Origin of the sequence: Leptolyngbya sp. FACHB-261 (genome assembly GCF_014696065.1) — a bacterium.
Classification (GTDB): Bacteria; Cyanobacteriota; Cyanobacteriia; order FACHB-261; family FACHB-261; genus FACHB-261.
On the sequence record NZ_JACJPL010000031.1, the window covers coordinates 751,040 to 772,420 of the forward strand.

Consider the following 21,381-nt stretch of genomic DNA (forward strand, 5'->3'; position numbering starts at 1 on the left):
TAGAACCTTGTAAAGAAATATAGCTTTAGACGGAGTGTTCTAACTAAACTGTTTGACACATTAGTAACTGGGATAAGGGCTGACCTTGAGCACTGTTGGAGCTAATGCTGACATGAGCCGCCGCTCGGCCTGTTTGATTTACAACCCTGTTGCAGGGCAAGGCGATTCGGAGGCAGATCTCCAAAAGATTCGCGAATTGCTAGAACCAGAATTTGACCTTGACATTCGCTACACCACAGAAGAAACCGATGCCGATGAGCTGGCTCTAGCCGCAGTTCAGGAAGGGGTGGCAATGATTATTGCCTCCGGTGGTGATGGTACCTTATCAGCCGCCGCAACGGCTCTGGTCGGAACCAGCATTCCCTTTGGTGTCATTTCCCGGGGAACGGCTAACGCCTTTGCCAATGCCCTGGGCATTCCTGACACAATCGAAGAAGCTTGTGAAACCATCTTGACCGGCTCAGTTCGCGTAGTTGACGCAGCAACCTGTAATGGCAAGCCAATGGTGCTGTTAGCGGGAATTGGCTTTGAAGCTGAAGCAGTTGAGCGGGCAGACCGCGCCGCCAAAAACCGGTTTGGCATGCTGGCCTACGTCTTAGCTGGAGTGCAGCAGCTACGGCAACTGGAGATCTTTGAAGCGCAGATCGAAACTGACGACAAAGTAGTTACGGTGACTGCTGCCGCTGTGACCGTTGCCAATGCAGCCCCTTCCACTTCAATCTTGGCCCAAGGACCGGCAGCAGTTGTAGTGGATGATGGCATGTTAGATATCACGATCGTGGCACCTTCGACTGCGACTGGAGCGATTGCGGCGGGCTTTCATCTGCTGCAAACAGCTTTACAGGGCGTCGCTGGTGAACGTCCTGATATTGGCTACTTGCGGTCTCGCTCCGTCAAAATCACCACCGATCCGCCTCAGAAAATTGCGTTGGACGGTGAAATTGTCGGCACCACACCTGTCGATATTCAATGCATTCCTGGTGGTCTGACAATTCTGGTACCTAAGCCCGAGCTAGAGCCAGAACCCACTGAAAAACTAGAGGGACTGCCGAATTTGCAAGTCAAGATCAAGTGAGAATCTGAGCTGAGATTGCTGAGATAGGCGTCAGGGATATCTCTAAAATTGGGTGGTTTAAGTACGTACCCGAGCCTGGATCGACAGGTATTGAGCAGTCGTGGCAAATTTGATCAAGAGTCAGTCCTTGCAGGGTAAGCTCGTCGGGCTTACCCGAACTAAGTTTTATAAACAACTCTCCTGGCTGACTTCGCCTAAAAATCTCTCCTGGCTTGCTATTGCCTTGGGAGTTGTATTTAGGCTGGTTCAATATGCATCTAATCGGTCCCTTTGGGCTGATGAAGCAGTTTTAGCGCTGAACATTATTGACCGTTCTTTTCTAGAACTGCTACAGCCTTTAGATTATGACCAGGGAGCCCCGGTCGGCTTTCTAATGATTGAAAAGTTGGCTGTTCAGGCATTGGGCAACCACGAATATGCGCTTCGGTTGTTTCCTCTGCTCACTGGCATTGCTGCTCTGTTTCTGCTTTATGAGCTAGCCAAGCGTTGTTTACCCTGGCAGGCAATTCCGATTGCTTTGTTGCTATTTGCCAGTTCAAAACACGTCATCTACTATGCATCAGAGGTCAAACAGTATTCTAGCGATATCGCTATTGCTTTACTCTCTAGTTTGCTGGCTACCAATTTGCTAGCTCAGAAGCTAAGGACAAGACAGCTACTCCTGATCTCTGTAGTAGGAGGTATCAGCATCTGGTTTTCCCATCCTGCCATTTTTGTTCTAGCGGGAGTGGGCACACTGGTGCTGCTGTTAAAGCTGGTTGAGGGTGAAAGAGAGAACGCATTAAAAATCTCAATGGTCCAAGGCACTTGGCTCTTGAGTTTTTTAGTTTGCTATCTGATTTCTCTGCGGGATCTCAGTAGCAATCAAGATTTATTAACCTCCTGGGGTGATGCATTTCCCGCCTCGCCCTTTGATCTGCTTTGGTTTCTGGATGCTCTGGGCAAGTTCTTCTATCAACCCCTTGGTTTTGCCGGCCCCTTTGATGTCCTAGCAATTCTGGTTTTTTTGGCGGGCTGTGCGTCTTATGGCAAGAAAAATTTAAAGACGCTGTTGGTCTTGCTATCGCCAATCTTGGTCACGCTTTTGGCTGCTTGTTTGCAGAAGTATCCGTTTCAGGCCCGCCTGGTTTTATTTCTAATTCCTTTCTTTATCCTGCTGATGGCTGAGGGTCTGACTTATCTCAGAACCAGAAGATCCATGTGGCTGTCAGGAGTTGGGACAGTGCTGTTAGTGTGCCTCTTAGCTCCGCCGTTGCTGGATGCCAGCCAACTTCTGGTCAAACCGAAGTTGAGAGAAGAAATCAAGCCTGTCATCGCCTATGTGAGAGAACACCAACAGCCGGAGGATGTTCTGTATATTTTCCAACGAGGGGAGTATCAATTCAAATATTACGCTGAGCGATATGGCTATCAGAAGGGTGACTACATCATTGGCGTGGACGACCTGGATCAGTACGATCAACAAAAAGAAGTTTCAGCTGCTGAATGGAAGCGCTACCAAGCAGATCTAGACCAATTACGCGGCAATCCGCGTGTGTGGTTGCTGTTCTCCCACAGCTTGCTTAAACAAGAGAATGAAATGATCCAAACCTATCTAAATCAGATTGGACAAAGAATAGATAGTTTTGAACGTCCGGGAGCATTTGTCTATTTGTATAACCTGCAAAAATAGAGCTCTATTCGCGACTTACTGTGAGTAATGACTATGAGCTTGGCTGTGATTTTTCCAAAGCAGCATTCAAGCAATTGGCAGCTAACAGAGTAAATTCCTTCTGGCGCTGAACCGTGCAGGTTTTGACTAGGCGAGGCAGGATTAAGCGCCCCTGCCCAGAAGCTTGGGCCGTGAGATTGTTTTCTGCTGCTTCTGCCACCGCCTGGTACTGCCGGAGCCAGGAATTATGCTTCAAGTAGCTAGGCTTAAAGGCGTTGTCTTCAACCAACCAATAATCAACCTCGTAGCGGTTCAGAAAATTCTGTATCACGCTGGCATCAGTGGCATATTGCGCGGTAATTAGGTCAACAGTGCGTTGCCGCAGGCGTTGGTAATAACCCAGTTGATAGGGAATAGAGTACTCGCCAGACGTTAAGACAGAGCGCTGGGCAAAGCTAGGTAGATTATCCGCCTCAAGCGTCAGTGATGCGGTCAGCGTGTCAACAGGTGTCTGGCGCAGAAATTGGTAGATCTCTGGGATGGTTCCCGTCTTGACCGGATGTTGTCGGTAGGGACAAAGCCATAGAGACAGCAGGAGCAAGCCAATCACACCTGCTCCCTGCCACTGGCCTAAGCGTTCAATCAGAACGTAGATCGTGATAGCAGCAGCAATTGAGAGCAGCAGTGGCGTGGTGTACAACACATAGCGCACCGGTAAATGCAGGCGAAACAGCAGGGCATGGGACAGCAGAAATAGCCCTAATGAAGCGCCGAGCACCTGCACGAGCACAAGGCGAGCTGAGGTCATTTGCTTCAGCCGGGATTGTAGCCTTGGCCAACGGCTGCGTTGTAGCCACAGGAGCGGCAAGAGGAAGCCGAGAGCCAGTAAGGGAGGTCTGAGGTCGAACATCAGGCCACTACGTCCTCCCCCTAACCAGTAGCGGGACCAACTCTTGGCAAAAAAGGACGAACGTCCCCCTGGCAAAAACTCAGGCATGGTTCGGGCCTGGGCGCCACTAACAATTGGCTCATAGATGGCCGTATCGGCTTTGGCAAGCAAAAGCGCTGCCCCAACTAGTGCAAGCGCCCCAGCGAAGGCCAGCCAAGAGCGCATAGCGCGCGGCCCTCGACCTGCCCAAAGTCCGCTCAAAGCAAGAACGCCTAGGGCCAGTAATGCTCCCTGTGGGTAGAACAGGGCCAGCAGACCGGCCAACAGCACAGCGGGCATGAGCCGTTTGGCGGCCAAACAATCGAGAAACGGCAGAAAAATCGGATAAAAAAAAGCGCGAGGCGTTCCCGAAGATACATCATCGCTAAACCAGAGGGCCTGTTGCACGAACAAAAAGCTGCCCAAGGTAGCAACCCAAGTGACAGGCAAAATGCGCCAGAACAAGCTGAAACAATAGCCTGCACTGATCAGAGCCAGCCCCAAGGGCAGCAGCTTGTTGAACTGCAAAGGCTTGAGCCCCAAGGCATTAGCCAGCTGGTATAGGCTGGTGTATCCCGGTGGGGCAACGGCTTGAAAATAGTCAGCGATCCAGTCGTTGGGAAATAAGCCAGGTTGATCAAAGCGCAGCATCCAGAACACATGCTGACGGGCATCGTCTGGGATTGCCCAGGGATTATGCCAAAACTGCCACAGCCCCGGTAAACTGCCCAACAACGTAATCAGCAGTACCAATAGCAACCCCGTTCGTTGGCCACCACCATCAATCTTGTTGAACGCGGTCTGGCTAGGGCGCGGACTTTTGGCAGAAGACGAATTCAAAGGGTGGCTCCCATATTATTCTAAATACGAAAGGCTACTAACTTTGTGGCTTTTAGTCTACAGAGTTTATCATTCCTGCCAAGGCCATGCCCATTGCTCACCCACGCAAGTTTTCATTTTTTTCAGTCAATTTATTGCTCAAATCCCAACTTGAATTCTGGTTTGGCTTGAGTTTGGCATTCGCTCTATATTATTGCGTTTTGGCAATTGGGCAGGCATTTGGTAGTGAATATGTTGTCCAGGATGATGCGCGGGAATACGTGTTCTGGATGCAGCGTTTTTTGGATCCGGAGCTATTGCCCAATGACTTAATTGCTGATTATTTTCAATCGGTGACGCCACCTGGCTATGCTGCGCTGTTTCGGTTGATGGCAGGGGTTGGTGTTACACCATTGTTATTGAGCAAGCTACTGCCAGTTGCGCTGTGTCTAGTTAGCACAATCTATTGTTTTGGCTTTTGTTTGCAGCTGTTGCCCGTGCCAATGGCTGGCTTTATCACCACGGTTCTACTCAACCAAAGCTTGTGGGTTAAAGACGACTTAGCCTCGGCAACGCCTCGTGCATTTGTCTATCCTTTGCTTCTCGCTTTTTTATACTATTTGTCTCGTCGCTCCCTACTGCCCTGTCTGGCTTCACTTGCACTTTTGGGCCTGTTTTATCCGCCCTTAGTCTTTGTTGCGGCAGGAGTTTTGTGTTTGTCATTGCTGCGCTGGCAGGGCTGGCGTCCTCAATTGGATTCCAACCGCAGTAATGTTCGATTTTGTGTTTTGGGATTGGGCGTTGTGCTCCTGGTTCTGTTGCCCTACGCCTTGGGTTCCTCTCGGTTTGGGCCCATGATTAGCCTGGCCAAAGCCAAGCTGATGCCGGAGTTTGCAGCCAATGGGCGTATTCGTTTTTTCTCAGATAATCCCTGGTTTTTCTGGTTGGAAGGTCAGCATAGTGGCTTGCGCTTGACCTTCACACCGGCTCTGTATGCAGCCAGTTTTTTATTGCCAATTTTGCTACGCTATCCGGAGCGTTTCCCATTGGTGCGGCAGCTGCGTCCAGCGTTGGTCATTTTGCCTCAGCTTGTCCTAGCCTCGGTTGCTATCTTCTTGCTGGCCCATGCCACTTTATTCAAGCTGTTTCTGCCTAGCCGCTACACACAGCACAGTTTCAAAATTCTTATGGCTGTCGCAGCTGGCATTGCTTTAACCGTGCTCCTGCATGCTCTGTTAACCTGGGGCAGCCGACGCTCTGAGCAGAATTTTAACCCCAAAAAAATCTTAGCTTTTAGCTTGGCTGGTCTTCTGGGAATGGTGCTCATTACCTATCCTAGCTTCTTAAAAAAGTTTCCCAGAACTGGCTATGTTACGGGTCATTTTCCAGAGTTGTATGAGTTCTTTGCCCAACAGCCCAAAGATAGTTTGATCGCCTCACTGGCAGAGGAGGCCGATAACTTACCCACCTTTGCGCAACGTTCCATTCTGGTCGGTCAGGAATATGTCTTGCCCTATCACATGGGCTACTATCGCCAAGTTCGACAACGCACTGCTGATCTACTCCAGGCTCAATACAGTTCCGATTGGGCAGTCATTCGTGATCTCATCCAAACCTACGGTGTTGATTTCTGGCTGTTAGATCGGGCTGCTTTTGAACCTGAATACATCACCCGCAAACGTTGGCTGCGGCAATTGCAACCCGAGACTTCTGAAGCGCTCAGTGCATTGAAGCAGGGAACGCCTGTTTTAGCCCAACCTCTAGACCGTTGTGAAGCTTTTGCCACTGAGAAATGGGTTGTTTTGCGAGCAGACTGCTTGCTTAACGCCCTGCCCGTTGGTAAATCGTCTGCGCTGGCACAATCGCCATAACATCTCGTAAACCACCGTCTTGAATTTCTTGCTGGATGAGCGGCTGTGCTTCTGCCAATTGCTGCAACACTGGCTTGGCACCAGCCGCAAGGTTCGCTTCTACCAGCGCCCGAGCACGACCTGCAAAGGGCACAAACAAGCCTAAGCGCGCCCGAGACGGCGAGGACAAGCGATAAAGCGGTACCACGAACAGGTCAACCTTGTAGCGCTCTACATAGTCCGCCAAGACTTGGGGCGAAGGGGTGTAGAAAGCATTCAGCGTTTCCCAGAGCCGCTGCTCCATGGCCCGGTAGTAAGTGGGATGCCAGGCCAGCGCACCTTCCATAGAGGCAACCACAGGCAGACCCGTCAGCAGAGGCAGGTTGCCAGCCTCACTGGGGTGAGAAGCCAACCGCGTGGTCGCAGGCTGGGCTCTCAAAAAGTCATAGATCTGATTGTATTGTCCAACTCTCAGGCCCATGGGCCACAGAGGCAGGTGAGCCAGCAGCAACGCCAAGCACAGCACTGCCGTCAACGTTGTTCGGGACCAGCCAGCCCAAGGTCGGGGGCAGAGTTCCAGCAATGCTGCAATTGCCACGCCACTAAACAAGGCACCGACAATTGGTACCGAGAAGGACACATAGCGGTTGGGATGATAAAGATGCAACAGCACCAGTTGCGCCAGCACGTAGGTTGCCAGCGACGCCCAAAACACTCGGCCCAGCAAGGTGACCCAACCCGACCAACCCTTAAGGCTGCTCAAGCGACTGCCGTAGCGCCAACGCAGCACAGGCACCAATAAAGCAGGCAAAACACAGAGGGGATGCATGAGGGTTAAACCCAGCCCTGTGCGTTTGCTAGTAATCCAGTAGCGGAGCGGGTCGGCTACGAACATTTCATTGCGACCGCCGTCGAGCAGGGCCGGATCGGTGAGGGCTTCGGCTTTGGTCAAGATAGGGCCAAACGGACCATCAATCAGCTGACCAGGGACTAGAATCGCGGCGCAAATCAGCGTTCCAACAATCAGCAGCCAGAGGTGACGTCGCCAGAGCCGGGAATTGAATTGAAACTCCGGTGCGACTCCAGGAATTAGCACAAAGGTCAGCACGGCCAGGGCCAGCACCACTACCGGCTGATAAAACACACAGCCCAAGACCAAACAGCCGAGCACAGCCCAGCGCCAACCCCGGCAGAGGGTGTATAGAAAGCCCAGGAATAGTGGATAGGCAAACGAGCGGGCAATGCCCGTGCTCAAGTCATCAGTAGTCCACAGTTGCAGCACAAACACCAGCGTTGCCCAGAAGGCCACCCGACGGTCGTTGAACAACCGTTCTGCCAGCAGAAACAACAACACTGCCGACCCTATCCCTAACAGAACCGGCAGGATCTTGTTGAACACAACCGGCGAAATCAGAAAACTGGCAGCCCAGTACAAGCCGTACACGCCCGGAGGCATTTGAGCGATGAAGTAGTCCGCCATCAAATCGCCACGAAAGCGGTTGGGGTCGGTGAATTGCCACATCCAGAAAATGTGCTGTGTAGCGTCATCAATGTAGGTATAGCGATCGCCCAGCATCACGGCTAGAAACCGCGTCACTGGAATCAGCTGGAGCAGCATCACTGCCCAGAAGTAACCGCTCTGCCATAGCGGACGTTGGGCTTTGCTGATCTGGGGCGGGGCGAACTGCATTCCCTCAACACCGTTACAAATTCAGCCCTTACTGTTGCACGCTGCTTGGTGCAATGCAATCGAGCTTGACTGACCGGCATAGCCAGCCCAATTAAGTGCAAATCAAGTGATAGTAGCCCTCGCCGCTGACCTTAATGCGCTCCGGTTCGGCACTGCGGCAGGCTACGCCTGACCAATCAGCCGTTCTCAGGGCCCGTGTGACCCACAAATCCACCGGCAAGTTTAACTGCACTACCGCTGTCAGTTTTTGGAGGACAGCAGCGTTGCCATTGGCATCATTGACAAAGATGATCCGGGCTTGAGGATCCTGTCGCTGCAACTCCAGGCTGAGAGCCAAGCCCTTTGCCACATCGTTGAGGTCGCTATAAGTCTGCGCAAATAAAATCGGGGTCTGACTTTGGCTGCGGATGCGGCTTGCCGTGGCTGCCGGTTCGCCGGTCTGTGCCAAGACCCAGCCCTGCACGGCCAAGCTGCTACTGACCAAACCGACTACCAAAAAGGCTGCAATCACCTGTTCTCTGACGGGGCGTTTGAGCCCACTGAGGCAAGCCGTTGCTACCAGCAGCATGCCAGGCAAGAAAATGAAGTTATAGCGAAACACGCTGGTCAAACGGCTTTGCTTAGCCCAGCCCAGCCCCACTAGCAGAGCCATTGCCATAATCACAAACAGCCCAGCCCAAGGCAGCGCTGCATCCCCAGACAAGCGCCCACCCCGCCACAAGTACCACGCTCCTGTGCCGATCAACCCCAATAAGAGCAAGACCAGGACAATCTGCAATTCACCCAACGCAGGCGACAGGGGCAGCATTACAAACAGAGCTGCTGTGCCTGGCAGAAGCATCACCACCTGAAGGACAGCATCTAGATTGCTCCAACCCCGGCTGATCCAGGCCACTTCGCCCCGCCCACTGTGCTCTAGCAGCGTTGGCAACCAGGGCAGCCAAACTAGCAAGACGCCGCCAAGGGCCAATCCCCAAGGTAATAACTGAGTGCGAGCCGAGTGCCAGGACCGGGCCAAAGCCAGAGCCAGAACCACTAGTTGGGCTAGCCAAGCCAGCAGATAGAAATAGTGCACATAAAGCCCGATGGCATTACTCAATGCCCAAGCCAGCAAAAGCATCAGACTGAGAGAACGGCCTTTGTGCAATTCATCGAGCAGGGCGAACAGGGCCGTCAGCGCCCCAATTAAGCACAGAATCGCCAGACTGTAGTGCCGTGCCTCCTGCGCCAAGTACACGGCAAAAGGGGAAACCGCCACCAAAGCCGTTAGAAGCAGAGCCTTAGCCTGAGCGCCTCGGAACGCCACTCGCCCCAGAACGTAAATCGCCAGGATACCCAAGCTGCTAGTCAGCGCTGTAAACGAGCGCAGCCGCCAGGGCAAGTCTTGCAAGGATCCATTCCCCAGCAGCCTCAGCCACAGATGCGATAGATAAAAATAAAGCGGCGGATGGGTCGAATCGGTTTTAACTGCTTCCGCGATGCTGCCTAGGCTAGCCTCTACATTGAGCTGGAACAGAGGCCGCAGATCAGCAGCCTCCAGCACTTGATCAAGAGGCACATCCTGCAAGCGCTTGCCCAGGCTAAAGAGTGCGCTCAGCACCTCATCGGTCCAGAGGGGTTGGTCCCCCAGATGCCAGAAGCGCAGGCCCGTCCCCACTACTAGCAGCACCAGGAGGAGTTGGGATTTGGCCAGTCGAAACATCTAGACGCGGGCGAGCCAGTGGTCGTATTGAGGCAGTTGGCCGCGCACAACTTTCGTGTAGAGTCCTTGAATCTGGCGGGTTAGGGCACCAATGTTGCCATCCCCGACTGGTCGATGATCAAAACGCGTCACTGGAGCAACTTCGGCCGCCGTACCTACCATAAACGCTTCGTCAGCCACATATAGCTCAGTACGGTCAATCGAACGAGCCACCACCTCTAGACCCAGCTCGGCCCGGACTAACTCCATCACCGTCGCCCGCGTAATGCCTTCCAGAATGTTGTCTGACACGGTGGGCGTAATTAGACAGCCATCACGCACCAGAAACAGGTTCATAGCGCTGCCTTCGGCAATATTGCCCTCCTGATTCAATACCAGCGCGTCATCGAAGCCGCACAGATGAGCATCGGTCTTGGCCAAAGCCGTGTTGACGTAGGCGCCATTGACCTTGGCCCGCGCAGGGATAGCATTGTCATCTAGTCGCCGCCAGGAAGAGACCCCAACATGTAAGCCCTTGCGGGTATCAACGTACTGGTCCAGCGGTAAGGAGAACAGGCAGAAGTCGTCTTGAGTATTGGGTGCCAGCAGAATCGGGCCGATGCGCAAGTCGGTCTTGTAAACAATTGGGCGGATATAGGTGGGTCCCTGATGGCCGTTGCGCTTGACCAGGTCCAAAGTCAGAGCACCCATCTGCTCAGCGCTGAGTTCGGCTTTCAGGCGCAGAATGCGACAGCTTTGTAGAAGGCGCTGGTAGTGCTCCGCCATGCGAAACACTGCCATACGTCCTTCTTCAGGCAGCCAATAGGCTTTGATACCCTCAAAGGCAGCTGTGCCGTAGAGGAAGGCGTGGGTCTGGATGTTGATACAGGCTTGGTCGCTCGGGACAAATTCTCCACGCAGATAGGCAAATTGGGGACGCAGCTCCCCTTTTTCCTCCGCTGAACCTGTAGCCACAGACATTAAAGCCGTCCTTCCCGATTGGTATTGCCCTGCTGGTGTTGCCCGATCATACCGGATGCTTAGCGGCTGGCGGAGCCACGCGCGGCGCTAACCGCACGGTTGACCCGTTCTTTCAAACTGGTCTCACTGGGATAACGCTGCACAATCTCATTGAAGACATCGACGTCAACGCCGTTTTCCCGCAAGATTGCAGTCGTCTCGGTGCGCAACGTTTGGCACAGAGTTGCACCCTGTGGCGGCAGGTCATTGACCATATTGCGGCACAGACTGAAATTGGGCTGGGTCCGGGCCTGCGTTTGAGCCTGCGCCATCAACTGGGGCATGCCCTCGACATTCTGCGCCTCACTTTGCAAACGAGCCTGTAGGGCTTCGATTTTGATATAGGCCCGGGCGAAGCGCTGAATCTGGTCATCGCTGAAAGTAGTTTGGGCCTGCACGATAGCTGCAAACGGAGTAGCAAGAATCAAGGCAGAGAACGCCATTGAGCTAATCACCCAGTTTGCAGCGAAGGGTAGCAGCCGTTGGCCCAAGCGCAATGGAAGTCTAGAAGTTGTCATAGCAGCAGAAAACGCAAATTGACCAGGAGTTCTGAATGATGTGAGTCATTTTAGAACCCAGAAGTTCCACGCGAAGCAATCCAGAGGGTATAAATACTGCTCAGTTGTCAAGTTGTCTGAGGCCAGCTCAGGAGCTGGCACAGAGTTGAGATAACTCTACAACGGCAGTTTGCAGAGCAGCCGTCTCTTCGGCACCCCGTTTGAGACCGGTTTCTAGCTTCAGCAGCATCGGTAGAGCCTGAGTCAGTACCTGCGAGGATAGCTTCTCGACTTTCTTGCGTAGAAAGTAGATTTGCTTGGGGTTGCCAACTTCAGCAGCCTCAGCGATCTTCTTCTCGTCCCGTTCTCCGGCTTCCAGCATCAGCTTGACCCACAACCAGGTGCGAAATTGCCCGGTCAGAGTAGCAGAAATGCGCAGCGGGGCTTCATTTTGCAGCAACAGCTCGGAGACCAAGCCCAAAGCCCGAGCGGTTTGGCCTTCTCGGATGGCGTCTGCCAGTTGCAGGCTGTTGTGAGCGGATGCCGTGACCATTTGCAGCACCACCGCGCCATTGATTACAGGCTGACCTTGGCTGGCGTAGAGGCTGAGTTTCTCAAGTTCCATGGCAACGCGGCGGGAATCATTGCCAACAGCTTCAGCCAACAGCTCAGCCGCTTCAGTGGTGAGCCTAACCTGAGCAACTTTGGCCATTTGCTGCACCTGTCGCACCAACTCGTCAGTCTTCCAGGGGGGAATCGGTGAGAATTCCTGGACGGTAGCGTACTTCTGCAAGACCTTAGTCGATTTAATCCGGCCATCGGGTTTGCCACGACTGGTCAGCAGCAGGTGGCTAGTTTCGGGCAGGCTGGCCAGAGTGCGCTCTAGTTCCCCCAATAGTTCTTCTGAGCAGCGCTGGGCCACGGTGGTTTCCGCTAGCCAGATCAAGCGACTGCCTGGACCAAAGGGTGGCGTCATCGACTGGTTAAATGCTTGCACAATCTGTTCTGGATTGTCCCCAGCCAGTTTTTCGTAGTTGAACGACTCCCAATCTGGATCGACTACTGCTTGACGCAAAGCTGTGACCGCCTGACTCAAGCGGTAATCATCTTCACCCCAATAGAAATAAGCGGGCATGCTGGATTCTTAACTTCAAATGTTTCTGGCAAATGTTTTTGGCAAGTGTTTTTGGCAAATGTTCCTGGCCAGTATTTCTAGCAATTGTTTGTGGGAAGTGACAGTCTCAATTCTCATCGCCCCAAACCCGTAGTTGCAGAGCGACCAGCCCCAGCACCAGGACCAATAACACCATCGCCTCAGCCGCAGCATAGCCAAAATCAAACAGAGCGAATGCCTGCTGATAAACGTCATAGACCAAGATATTGGTGCTATTGAGAGGGCCACCTCCCGTCACCACATACACAGGCTCAAAACTCCGGAAGGTGAAAATCGCCGTTGTTACAGTTGCAAAGACCAGGGTTGGCCGTAGCCCCGGCAGACTAATGTGCCAAAACTGCTGCCAGGCACCTGCCCCATCCAGTTCAGCGGCTTCATAGCGGTTGCCCGGAATCGTTTGCAAGCCCGCCAGAAAGACCACCAGGTTGAAACCCAGTTGTTTCCAGATACTGAGCAGAATCAGAACGGGCATGGCCCAGGTTTCGCTGTTGAACCAAGCCGGTGGCTCAGCCACACCCAAAGCCAGCAATAGCTGAGTGACCGGACCATCAGGCTGAAACAGCCAACGAAAGGCCAAACCCGCAGCCACCAGCGAGGTAATTGACGGCAAAAAATAGGCTGTACGCAGGATATCCCGCCAGGCCACCACCCGATCCAGTAATACCGCTAGGGCCAGGGGCAGTACCAGTGATGGCAGCACTGTCCCGACTGTGAAGTAGAGCGTATTGCCCAAAACCTGCCAGAAATCAGGGTCAGTCAGCAACCGCCAGTAGTTCGCGAAGCTGACCCAACGCACACCCGATGAACCCAAATGACCAGCGCTGACACTCAAGAACAGCAGGTACAGCATTGGCCAAAATACAAAAGCCCCCAGCAGCAGGAGAGCTGGGGTCAAGAACAGCCAGGCTGTGAGGGTTTCGTTGTCAGTGAGTGGATCAGTGCGAGACTGGCCTGAGGCCATAGGGATGAAGGGAAAGCGTCAATCAATACCTGTCCACACACTGTACCCTTGCTCACCCTGAATCACAATCGAGCGAACATTTTGGTCAAGATAGGTTCGGCAGGTATGCACTGCTTGAGTTGCCCGTTCCACCGAGAAGTTGGCGCGTCTGATAAAGTTCCAGTTTCGGTAGGTTAAGTGATTCCGGGTTTCAGAAGCCAACTGGACATCGCGAGGTGACAGGATAAACATGGTTTCCTCCTAGTAGCTACCTAGCGGCAGCTAGGACTGCAACACATGGGATGGGCAGATGAACCAAACCGTCAATCATCCAATCATTTGTAGAACTATTGACGATAATCCCAACTCGGCCCTCACAGTGCTGTGATCTGCATCAGCATCAATATCAGCAACCGTCAACAGCAATCATTCACTGCCGGGTAGCTCCCCTCAGGGCTGAATTAGAAAATTAGGACTGAAAAACTAGAATTAGAAAACGATTAGGAGCGCTGAGGGTAGAGCAAATGGTTGGAGCGAACTTGCTCCAGGTCTGCCCGACACGGCAGCGAGGCGTAGGCGCCCAGAACCGCTGTCGCTGCCGCCCCAGCAGCATTGGCAAACTCCACAGCTGAACGAATTTCTTCACCCTCCGCTAGGGCTACGGCCAAGGCGCCTGTGAAAGCATCGCCTGCCCCAGTCGTGTCCACTGCCTCTACCCGGAAGCCTGGGACATGCACCGGCGAAGGCTGAGTTCGGGTGGCAACCCAAGCACCCGCAGCTCCAGCCGTGACCACAATCGTCTCAGGCCCTAGTTCCAGCAGAGCTGAAGTTGCGGCGTCCGGCGCAGTTCGGCGGGTTAGAGTTCGGCTCTCATTTTGGTTTAGGACCAGAACCTGGACCAGGGCTAGCAACTCTGGTGGTAGCGCTTGAATCGGCGAGGGATTGAGAATCACCTGCGCTCCAGCTTGATGCGCCAGTTGGGCTGCCTCCACCACACCTGATAGCGGAATTTCCAGTTGCAGCAGCACAGTATCGGCGCCAGCAAAAGTGCCTGCGGCCCGATGCACATAGGCTTGGTCTACCCCCTGGTTAGCGCCAGACACCACCACAATTGTGTTCTCGCCCTGTTGATCCACCGTGACTAGAGCTAGCCCCGAACGATGTTGGTCGGAGATACTCAGGACACTGATATCGATGTTGTCGCGCTTCAGGCCTGCTAGCAGCTGAGTACCGGCTTCGTCTTGCCCCACTTGGCCTACTAGGGTCACCTGAGCACCCAACCGGGCTGCCGCCACTGCCTGATTAGCCCCTTTGCCACCGGGACAATATTGATAATTGCTACCCAGCACTGTTGCACCACGTTGAGGCAATTGAGGAGCCTGGACCACCAGATCCATATTGATGCTGCCAACAACAACGACTCTAGGCACAGAACTCAGAGGGTGGGCTCGGCTAAGGGCTGACATCTCTACTCACAGCTTTCGGGCTTGATCAAACGCGGGCAACAGCCTCGGGCAACTGACGACGAGGTACCTCGTAGTTTAAAAAATCATGAGCAATCTCAGTAGACGGGAAGATCATGCGAGCTTCTTGCAAGAGATCGTTAATCTTCACGGGGTTGCCAGGCGCATAACGAGGGCTAAAGTGAGTTAGAAACAAGCGTTTCACACCGGCTCCAAGCGCGACCTGAGCCGCCATAGTCGAGGTTGAATGCAAGCGTTGGTAGGCTAATTCTGCATCTTGGTGGGCGTAAGTCGCCTCGTGGATCAGCACATCAGCGTCTTTAGCTAACTCAACTGCACTGTCGCAATAAACAGTGTCAGTACAATAAACCACCTTGCGCCCCACTTCAGGCGGCGCACAAAATTCCGCGCCATTGATGCACCGACCATCGGGCAGGGTGACGGTTTCACCTCGTTTTAGCTTGCCGTAGAGTGGCCCAGAGGGGATGTTTAAGGCGGCTGCCTTTTCCACATCAAAGCGACCGGGTCGGTCTTTCTCAACAATGCGGTAGCCAAAGGCAGTGACCCGATGCTTGAGCGGCGCGCAGAGAATTTGAAAGTGCTCGTCCTCAAAAACCAGACCCGGTCTGACCACGTGAACTTTAATTGGGTAGCCCAAGCGAGTCTGCGAAGGACGCAACACCCCTTGCAAGTAATCCTCCAAGTCAGAGGGACCATAAAGGTCGATGCGGCTAGGGTTACCGGCCATGCCAGCACTGGCCAACAGCCCCGGTAGCCCGAAGATGTGATCCCCGTGTAAGTGCGTTACAAAGATGCGGGTGATTTGGCTAATCCGGACATCGCTGCGCAGAATCTGGTGCTGAGTACCCTCACCACAGTCGAACAGCCAGGCTTCGCTACGCTGTGGCAATCGCAGCACCCAACTGGAGACATTGCGAGAGCGGGTAGGAACGGCGGAACTCGTTCCAAGAAACGTGATCTGCACAGTAATCGGAGGCTAAATCAAGCCTTAGGAGTTAAAGACTCCCAAACTATAACAGTCACACCCAAGCCTGGATGCGCAGCGACCAGGACCTCATAGGCTTTGTGTTTGCTTTTGTGATGACTACTTGTGGTGACTACATTTGTGGTTGCTCTGGTCAAGCAAATCTGAGGCCCAGCAGAGCTGTGTTAATTTGTCGTTGATTTGTCTTTGTGCGGCCCCGACAGGCTGCAAATTCAAGCGCGTGTGGCAACATTCTCTGGAGTGCGAACTCAAACACCAGGTTTGTGTAGGAGTAGGGCAGGTTTGTGTAGGAGTAGGGTGTGAAGACAAGACAACTAGGCCAGTGGCTAACTCTCCGTTTCCACAGTCGCCCTTTCTACAATCGTTGGCGGCAGCAGGTCTTACTCTCCTTGGGGCTAGCGCTGAGTTGGCAGGTAGCCCTTCCCGTCCAAGCAGCACAAAATGAGTCGAAAGCTCTAGAACTACGGGTGGCCGTTGAAGAGCAAAGCAATCGTCTGTCAGTTGGCAGCTCAACCCAGGCCAATGTGAAGGACGAAGCAGGTCGCAGCTTGGGGCAAATCAGTGCCATGCAATCCTTCACCGTCCAACTCTCTAGTGGAAGCTTGAGGCTTGGGCCTTGGAGCCGTCGCCGCTTGCGCATTGAGCCGCAGAATGGGGGCTACATCTTCATCGACGATCAGTGGTATCGGGGCCAGGTAGAGCTAATTGCCACATCCAGCGGTATTTTGGCGGTCAATCGAGTTGATTTGGAGCAGTATCTCTACAGTGTTGTGGGAGCAGAAATGCCTGCCAACTGGCCGCTTGAAGCCCTTAAAGCGCAAGCCATCGCCGCCCGCTCCTACGTGCTTTTTCAGCGCCAGAGCCGAGCTAGTGCTCACTACGATGTCGACGATAGCCAATCCTCACAGGTTTATAAGGGGCTAGAGAGTGAGGCTCTCTCAACGCAGCAGGCAGTGCGAGCTACGGCTGGACAAGTGCTGACCTACAACGGACAGATTATCGAGGCCGTCTTTCACTCCTCTTCCGGCGGCCACACCGAGAATGTGGAGGACATTTGGGTAGAAGCCCTGCCCTACTTGCGAGGAGTGCCAGACTACGACGCAGGCGCACCAGTTTACACCTGGAACACTCGCGTCTCTCAGGCTCAACTGCGCACCCTGCTGCCAGGCCTCGGCAACGTGCTTTACATGCTTCCCCTACGCATGACCCCTCAGGGACGGGTGGTCATGATGCGCATCGTAGGCGAACGTGGCAACCGTGATATCAACGGCAACCAACTGCGTACACTCTTGAATCTACGCAGTACGCTGTTCTCGGTGATGCCTCGGTTTAGCCCAATCGCCAGCCTAAAGCCAATGGCAACCCCTCCCACCAACTTTGAGATCAGCGGACGCGGCTTCGGCCACGGCTTGGGTTTAAGCCAATGGGGAGCTCACAACATGGCGAGCCGAGGTTGGACCTACCAGCAGATTACGGCCTATTACTACCAGGGTGCGACTTTGGGCAAAATTGCCCTTATTCCCTAATCTGGACACTAAATCCGTCAGAGCTATCAGCCGCAGGCACCGCTATCGCAGCCGTTTCACCCGAACCTAAGCACCGATTGCCCAGACCAGGCAAGAACTCCGTACTAGAGCCGATCGCTCGGCGGATCCTGATGTCAACAAGCTGAGCCTTAAGAGTGCTGCTTTCTAACGCTGTTTTTCCGGGTAGGGGCAGACTTCGAGCTGCAACAGTCCGACTTCATGCCTCTATATCTACGTATAAACCCGTAGACGCAGCAGAAATTTACTGCCCTAATTCAGTTGGCTCTCGGATTAATATCAGGTTCAAAGCGATCATTCTAGAGGAGTAGCAACTGACTGGGGTCTACCAATGGTTGGATTTCTTCTGATTATGTTGACAGGCAGCGGCTTGATCTTCGCGACTGAGCGCTTGCTGGCGAAGGTAGGTTTCTGAAGCTGTTCCAGAGCGGTGGGCATTACATTCCTCAAGTCACATTCCTCAAGTCGCAGTATTGGCACGCCTGAAATGACCACCCTGGAATGACCAGTACGAAAAGGGCACATCGCCTTTGACCACCTGTAAACCAAACCCCAGCCGCGAGCTGGGCAACCCTTAACCTCCCCAGTGGGCCAGTAGGAGCACTCATGACGGACGCATTGAATCACGCCACCACTCTAGACTCCGCTATCAAGGTCGCAACCGTGGCGTCTGTGTACCGGCAGGAGTTCCCTGGATCAGCTGTCTGCTTCACACCTGAAAGTGAGCAGTTCGGCTCAGACTGCTGTGAGATTGTGTTCCAGTTTGACTACCCTTTGATGCCGGGCTTTGTCATTCTGGCAGTCGTCTTTAACAACGACACCCGTGAGCTAGAGAGTGTTGACATCGGTTGCTGGGCCTCGGAAGCCGACCTGGATTGGGATCCCAGCTTCTACATCTATGAGCAGGATGGCGGCTATTGGCTGGGTGCAGTTGCACCTCTCTACGCCAGCCAGTTCGTACGCATTGCTCAGCGAGTGTACCAGTTATTCGAAGGTTTCCGCCTACCGGTGCAGATGGACGAAGTAGAGCAGTCCTAGCTCTGTAGTAGCTAGCTAGGTCATTAGTTGATTGGTTGATCACAACTAAGCTGTTAAGCCGTGGGATCATTACTCAAAAAGTCAAACACCTCTGGAAGTTCTCTCAACCAATCCGGAGGTGTTTAGTTATGTCTCTATCCCTGCATTAACTGCAATAGTTGACTGCAATAGTTAGCTGCAATAACAGAGACTTTTGTTGTTAGTAGCTCAAGCGCTAGCTTAACCAGAACCGAAGGTTAGCGCCCTCCACAACAATTTCACCGACCGATGTGTTGATGTGCAGTTGACCTTGGTGAAACTTTACAACGGCATTGAGGTTGCCGGGCAAAGACAAATCAAATGGGGTCTCAGCAGTGCGGTCTCGAACAATTCCACCTAAGAAATGCTCTGAAGCTTGGCGCAGCTTAGTATACGGCGAAGATTTGACCGCATGGCTGCTGCCTGAGTTGGGCTGTTTTGCTGCTGGGTTTGCTTTGGCAGGGTCGAGGCCCACCGTTTGAGCACCGGCTTGATTAGGGACTTTATCCGGAGAGCCTTGTTCACTCTCTGGCTCCGAATCGCGGGGTGGAATTTTGCTTAGCCAGACCACATAGTCTGAGCTTTCTAAGCGGAGCTCTGTATTATTATTCGTTTTGATGAAGAAGAGACCCGGGTTCCAACTAATGTCTTGAATCAATTCCCAAGCGCCTTGGGAAAAGATATATAAGCTGGGGTTAGGTTGACGATAGTGTTGACCTCGTCGAGCTAGCCACCAAGCCTTCCAGAGAAAGCGAGCTTCAGTACAATGCATCCGGTACCCTGGTGGTAACTCGTACTGGTCATATTTCAGAAATCCCCGGCGTGTACTCTCGCCCATAGGCACAAAGCCATTGTCTTGTAAGGCTTGGTGCATCAATTCCCGATAACCGGACTCGTTTCTAACTAGAGCGGTGCGAATCTTACCTGCGAGCTTGACTGAGGCGATCAACTCGCCTTTTTTAGCAACTAACTGCTGGGCATTGAAGATCGACTCTACTCGCAGGTTTTGATTGGCTAACAGATCTGCCTTGCCGGTCAGGAAGCTCTGGATCAAGGCTTTATCATCAAGTGTAGTCATAACACGAAGTCCGGGGGAAAACGACGCTGCCTGAAATCTAGAATTTGGCTTTGTAGTGCACCCAGCATTCGCCTTAGAGCAAGCGGCACAGCAAGAGGGAGTTGCTAGGCTCGATAACTCGGATCATCCACTGAGGGATTCAGCCAGAACTGGCTCATTCCGGAGCAAAACTATGAAACAGAGGCGAAGTCGCTGCTGAGTCTGTAAAGCTATCTAGAAGTCGCTATGTGCCCGCAACGCCTGACCGACAAGCAAGTTGGGTTAAGAGCCCTAGTCCATTTGACCGGTACTCGCTCAGTCTTATGCTATTGGCTAAGCACTGTTTTTTTAGTTCTCTTCTGAGCTTTATAAGCTAAATAACCAGCCATTAAAAAAGATAAGCAGCTAATAATATTTGTGTTTTCTAGCTTATTTCTTGTGCAGTAGCGAATGCTTCATCTGGTTAACCCAGGCTGGGATTATTGGCCGAGCAGCGTTGCTTGCCCCGGTGGTTCCTGGGGACATCTGTGTGTCAAAATTTTAAGGTTGATCACTCAGCAGCAAGATTCATGGCAGAGGTCCTGTTCTTCAACGCACTTCGGGAAGCCATTGACGAGGAGATGGCCCGTGACTCTAATGTCTTCGTTCTTGGCGAAGACGTTGGGCTCTATGGCGGCTCCTACAAAGTCACTAAGGGTCTGTACGAAAAGTACGGCGAGCTACGCGTCCTAGACACCCCTATTGCAGAGAATAGTTTTACGGGGATGGCAGTTGGCGCAGCGATGTGTGGTTTGCGGCCCATCATCGAGGGCATGAACATGGGTTTTCTGCTGCTAGCCTTCAACCAGATCTCCAATAACGCTGGCATGCTGCGTTACACCTCAGGGGGCAACTTCAAAATTCCTTTGGTGATTCGCGGACCCGGAGGGGTAGGTCGTCAACTTGGGGCTGAGCACTCTCAGCGGCTAGAGGCTTACTTCCAAGCCGTGCCAGGTCTCAAAATTGTGGCCTGTTCTACGCCCTATAACGCCAAGGGCTTGCTGAAGGCAGCGATTCGAGACGATAACCCAGTTCTCTTCTTCGAGCATGTTCTCCTTTACAACCTCAAGGAGAATCTGCCCGACCATGAATATGTGCTGCCTCTAGATAAGGCTGAGGTGGTTCGTCCTGGTAAGGATGTGACCATACTCACTTATTCTCGTATGCGCTATCACTGCCTTAAGGCTGCTGAGACGCTAGAGAAAGAAGGCTACGATCCTGAGATTATCGACTTGATCTCGCTTAAGCCACTAGACTTCGACACTATTGGCGCTTCTATTCGCAAGACCCACAGAGTGGTGATTGTTGAAGAGTGTATGCGGACTGGCGGTATCGGCGCTGAGCTTACAGCCTCGATTAATGATCGCTTATTCGATGAGCTCGATGGCCCTGTGTTGCGTTTGTCCTCTCAGGACATTCCCACGCCTTACAACGGCACATTAGAGAACCTGACCATTGTTCAGCCCCAAGATATTGTGCGCGGCGTAAAAGACATGCTGGCAGTTGCAGCATAAATTCAGCCGATTACAGACTGGGGTAGCTTATTGCTACCCCAGTTTTTTTAGCGCCTTTTTAATCTCAAATTTCAAGTTGCTTTTAGATAAGACTTTCTAAACAGTTTGAGTTGAATATTCTGCGCTTACTCAGAAACATCAGATAACTTTGCAAAACCTCTCATAGATGCCATTTGAGGCTATCTAGTCAGGGATCAAGCGGTTTTGGCCGGGGATCATGCAGGTGGAGGCAATAGGAAAATCTACCCTAAAGGAGAAAATCTAGAGCTAGCAGTTTGTTAGATCAACAGAGGCGCGTGGGCAAATGCTCTGTTTTATGAGCTTATTGTCCTGCTTTGCCTTTGGTGTATCTTCCTTTCGGTAGTCATTAATTTCAA

Annotated in this window: 17 protein-coding genes; 6 read left to right on the forward strand and 11 right to left on the reverse strand. The window is 52.8% G+C overall.

The window, feature by feature from the left end:
* Positions 1-112: 112 nt before the first annotated feature.
* Positions 113-1,075, forward strand: a complete 963-nt coding sequence (locus tag H6F94_RS28615; RefSeq protein ID WP_190805657.1) for a YegS/Rv2252/BmrU family lipid kinase — start codon at positions 113-115, stop codon at positions 1,073-1,075.
* Positions 1,076-1,175: 100 nt separating this feature from the next.
* The gene (locus H6F94_RS28620) at positions 1,176-2,747 is read left to right on the forward strand and encodes a glycosyltransferase family 39 protein (RefSeq protein WP_199320696.1); all 1,572 of its coding nucleotides are present in this window, start codon (positions 1,176-1,178) and stop codon (positions 2,745-2,747) included.
* A gap of 31 nt (positions 2,748-2,778) precedes the next feature.
* On the opposite strand, the gene H6F94_RS28625 is transcribed toward H6F94_RS28620, so the two are convergent.
* Positions 2,779-4,494, reverse strand: coding sequence for a hypothetical protein (locus tag H6F94_RS28625; RefSeq protein WP_190805658.1), 1,716 nt, complete (start codon positions 4,492-4,494; stop codon positions 2,779-2,781).
* 86 nt (positions 4,495-4,580) lie between these two features.
* On the opposite strand from H6F94_RS28625, the gene H6F94_RS28630 reads away from it, so the two are divergent.
* Complete coding sequence (locus H6F94_RS28630) at positions 4,581-6,344, forward strand: hypothetical protein (protein WP_190805659.1); 1,764 nt, start codon at positions 4,581-4,583, stop codon at positions 6,342-6,344.
* On the opposite strand, the gene H6F94_RS28635 is transcribed toward H6F94_RS28630, so the two are convergent.
* The 9 genes from H6F94_RS28635 to H6F94_RS28675 all read right to left on the reverse strand — a co-directional run bounded on the left by H6F94_RS28635 (position 6,295) and on the right by H6F94_RS28675 (position 15,773).
* The gene (locus tag H6F94_RS28635; protein WP_190805660.1) at positions 6,295-8,013 is read right to left on the reverse strand and encodes a glycosyltransferase family protein; all 1,719 of its coding nucleotides are present in this window, start codon (positions 8,011-8,013) and stop codon (positions 6,295-6,297) included. The two genes, H6F94_RS28630 and H6F94_RS28635, sit on opposite strands and share 50 nt — an antisense overlap.
* Before the next feature lie 91 nt (positions 8,014-8,104).
* Entirely contained in the window at positions 8,105-9,715 is a 1,611-nt protein-coding gene (locus tag H6F94_RS28640) for a glycosyltransferase family 39 protein (RefSeq protein ID WP_190805661.1), read from the reverse strand.
* A complete protein-coding gene (locus tag H6F94_RS28645; RefSeq protein WP_242041449.1) occupies positions 9,716-10,675 on the reverse strand; it encodes a branched-chain amino acid transaminase in 960 nt (319 codons plus the stop codon).
* A 59-nt stretch (positions 10,676-10,734) separates the two neighbouring features.
* Positions 10,735-11,232 (reverse strand): DUF4168 domain-containing protein, encoded by a 498-nt coding sequence (locus H6F94_RS28650; protein WP_190805662.1) that lies wholly within the window; start codon positions 11,230-11,232, stop codon positions 10,735-10,737.
* A 127-nt stretch (positions 11,233-11,359) separates the two neighbouring features.
* Positions 11,360-12,346: a DNA polymerase III subunit delta gene (gene holA, locus H6F94_RS28655; RefSeq protein ID WP_190805663.1), complete on the reverse strand. Its 987-nt coding sequence runs from the start codon at positions 12,344-12,346 to the stop codon at positions 11,360-11,362.
* A 106-nt stretch (positions 12,347-12,452) separates the two neighbouring features.
* Complete coding sequence (locus H6F94_RS28660; protein WP_190805664.1) at positions 12,453-13,346, reverse strand: carbohydrate ABC transporter permease; 894 nt, start codon at positions 13,344-13,346, stop codon at positions 12,453-12,455.
* An 18-nt stretch (positions 13,347-13,364) separates the two neighbouring features.
* Positions 13,365-13,577: a hypothetical protein gene (locus H6F94_RS28665; RefSeq protein ID WP_190805665.1), complete on the reverse strand. Its 213-nt coding sequence runs from the start codon at positions 13,575-13,577 to the stop codon at positions 13,365-13,367.
* A 248-nt stretch (positions 13,578-13,825) separates the two neighbouring features.
* Positions 13,826-14,791 (reverse strand): ribokinase, encoded by a 966-nt coding sequence (rbsK, locus tag H6F94_RS28670; protein ID WP_190805666.1) that lies wholly within the window; start codon positions 14,789-14,791, stop codon positions 13,826-13,828.
* Positions 14,792-14,816: 25 nt separating this feature from the next.
* Positions 14,817-15,773: a ribonuclease Z gene (locus H6F94_RS28675; RefSeq protein WP_190805667.1), complete on the reverse strand. Its 957-nt coding sequence runs from the start codon at positions 15,771-15,773 to the stop codon at positions 14,817-14,819.
* A gap of 320 nt (positions 15,774-16,093) precedes the next feature.
* Here H6F94_RS28675 and H6F94_RS28680 point away from each other — a divergent pair, with 320 nt between their 5' ends.
* Both H6F94_RS28680 and H6F94_RS28685 read left to right on the forward strand, forming a co-directional pair.
* On the forward strand, positions 16,094-17,320 hold the full coding sequence (locus H6F94_RS28680; RefSeq protein WP_190805668.1) for a SpoIID/LytB domain-containing protein: 1,227 nt from the start codon (positions 16,094-16,096) through the stop codon (positions 17,318-17,320).
* A 624-nt stretch (positions 17,321-17,944) separates the two neighbouring features.
* A complete protein-coding gene (locus tag H6F94_RS28685; protein ID WP_190805669.1) occupies positions 17,945-18,376 on the forward strand; it encodes a hypothetical protein in 432 nt (143 codons plus the stop codon).
* Between the two features lie 214 nt (positions 18,377-18,590).
* On the opposite strand, the gene H6F94_RS28690 is transcribed toward H6F94_RS28685, so the two are convergent.
* The gene (locus H6F94_RS28690; RefSeq protein WP_190805670.1) at positions 18,591-19,472 is read right to left on the reverse strand and encodes a hypothetical protein; all 882 of its coding nucleotides are present in this window, start codon (positions 19,470-19,472) and stop codon (positions 18,591-18,593) included.
* A 548-nt stretch (positions 19,473-20,020) separates the two neighbouring features.
* On the opposite strand from H6F94_RS28690, the gene H6F94_RS28695 reads away from it, so the two are divergent.
* On the forward strand, positions 20,021-21,004 hold the full coding sequence (locus tag H6F94_RS28695) for an alpha-ketoacid dehydrogenase subunit beta (RefSeq protein WP_190805671.1): 984 nt from the start codon (positions 20,021-20,023) through the stop codon (positions 21,002-21,004).
* Positions 21,005-21,381: the final 377 nt, after the last annotated feature.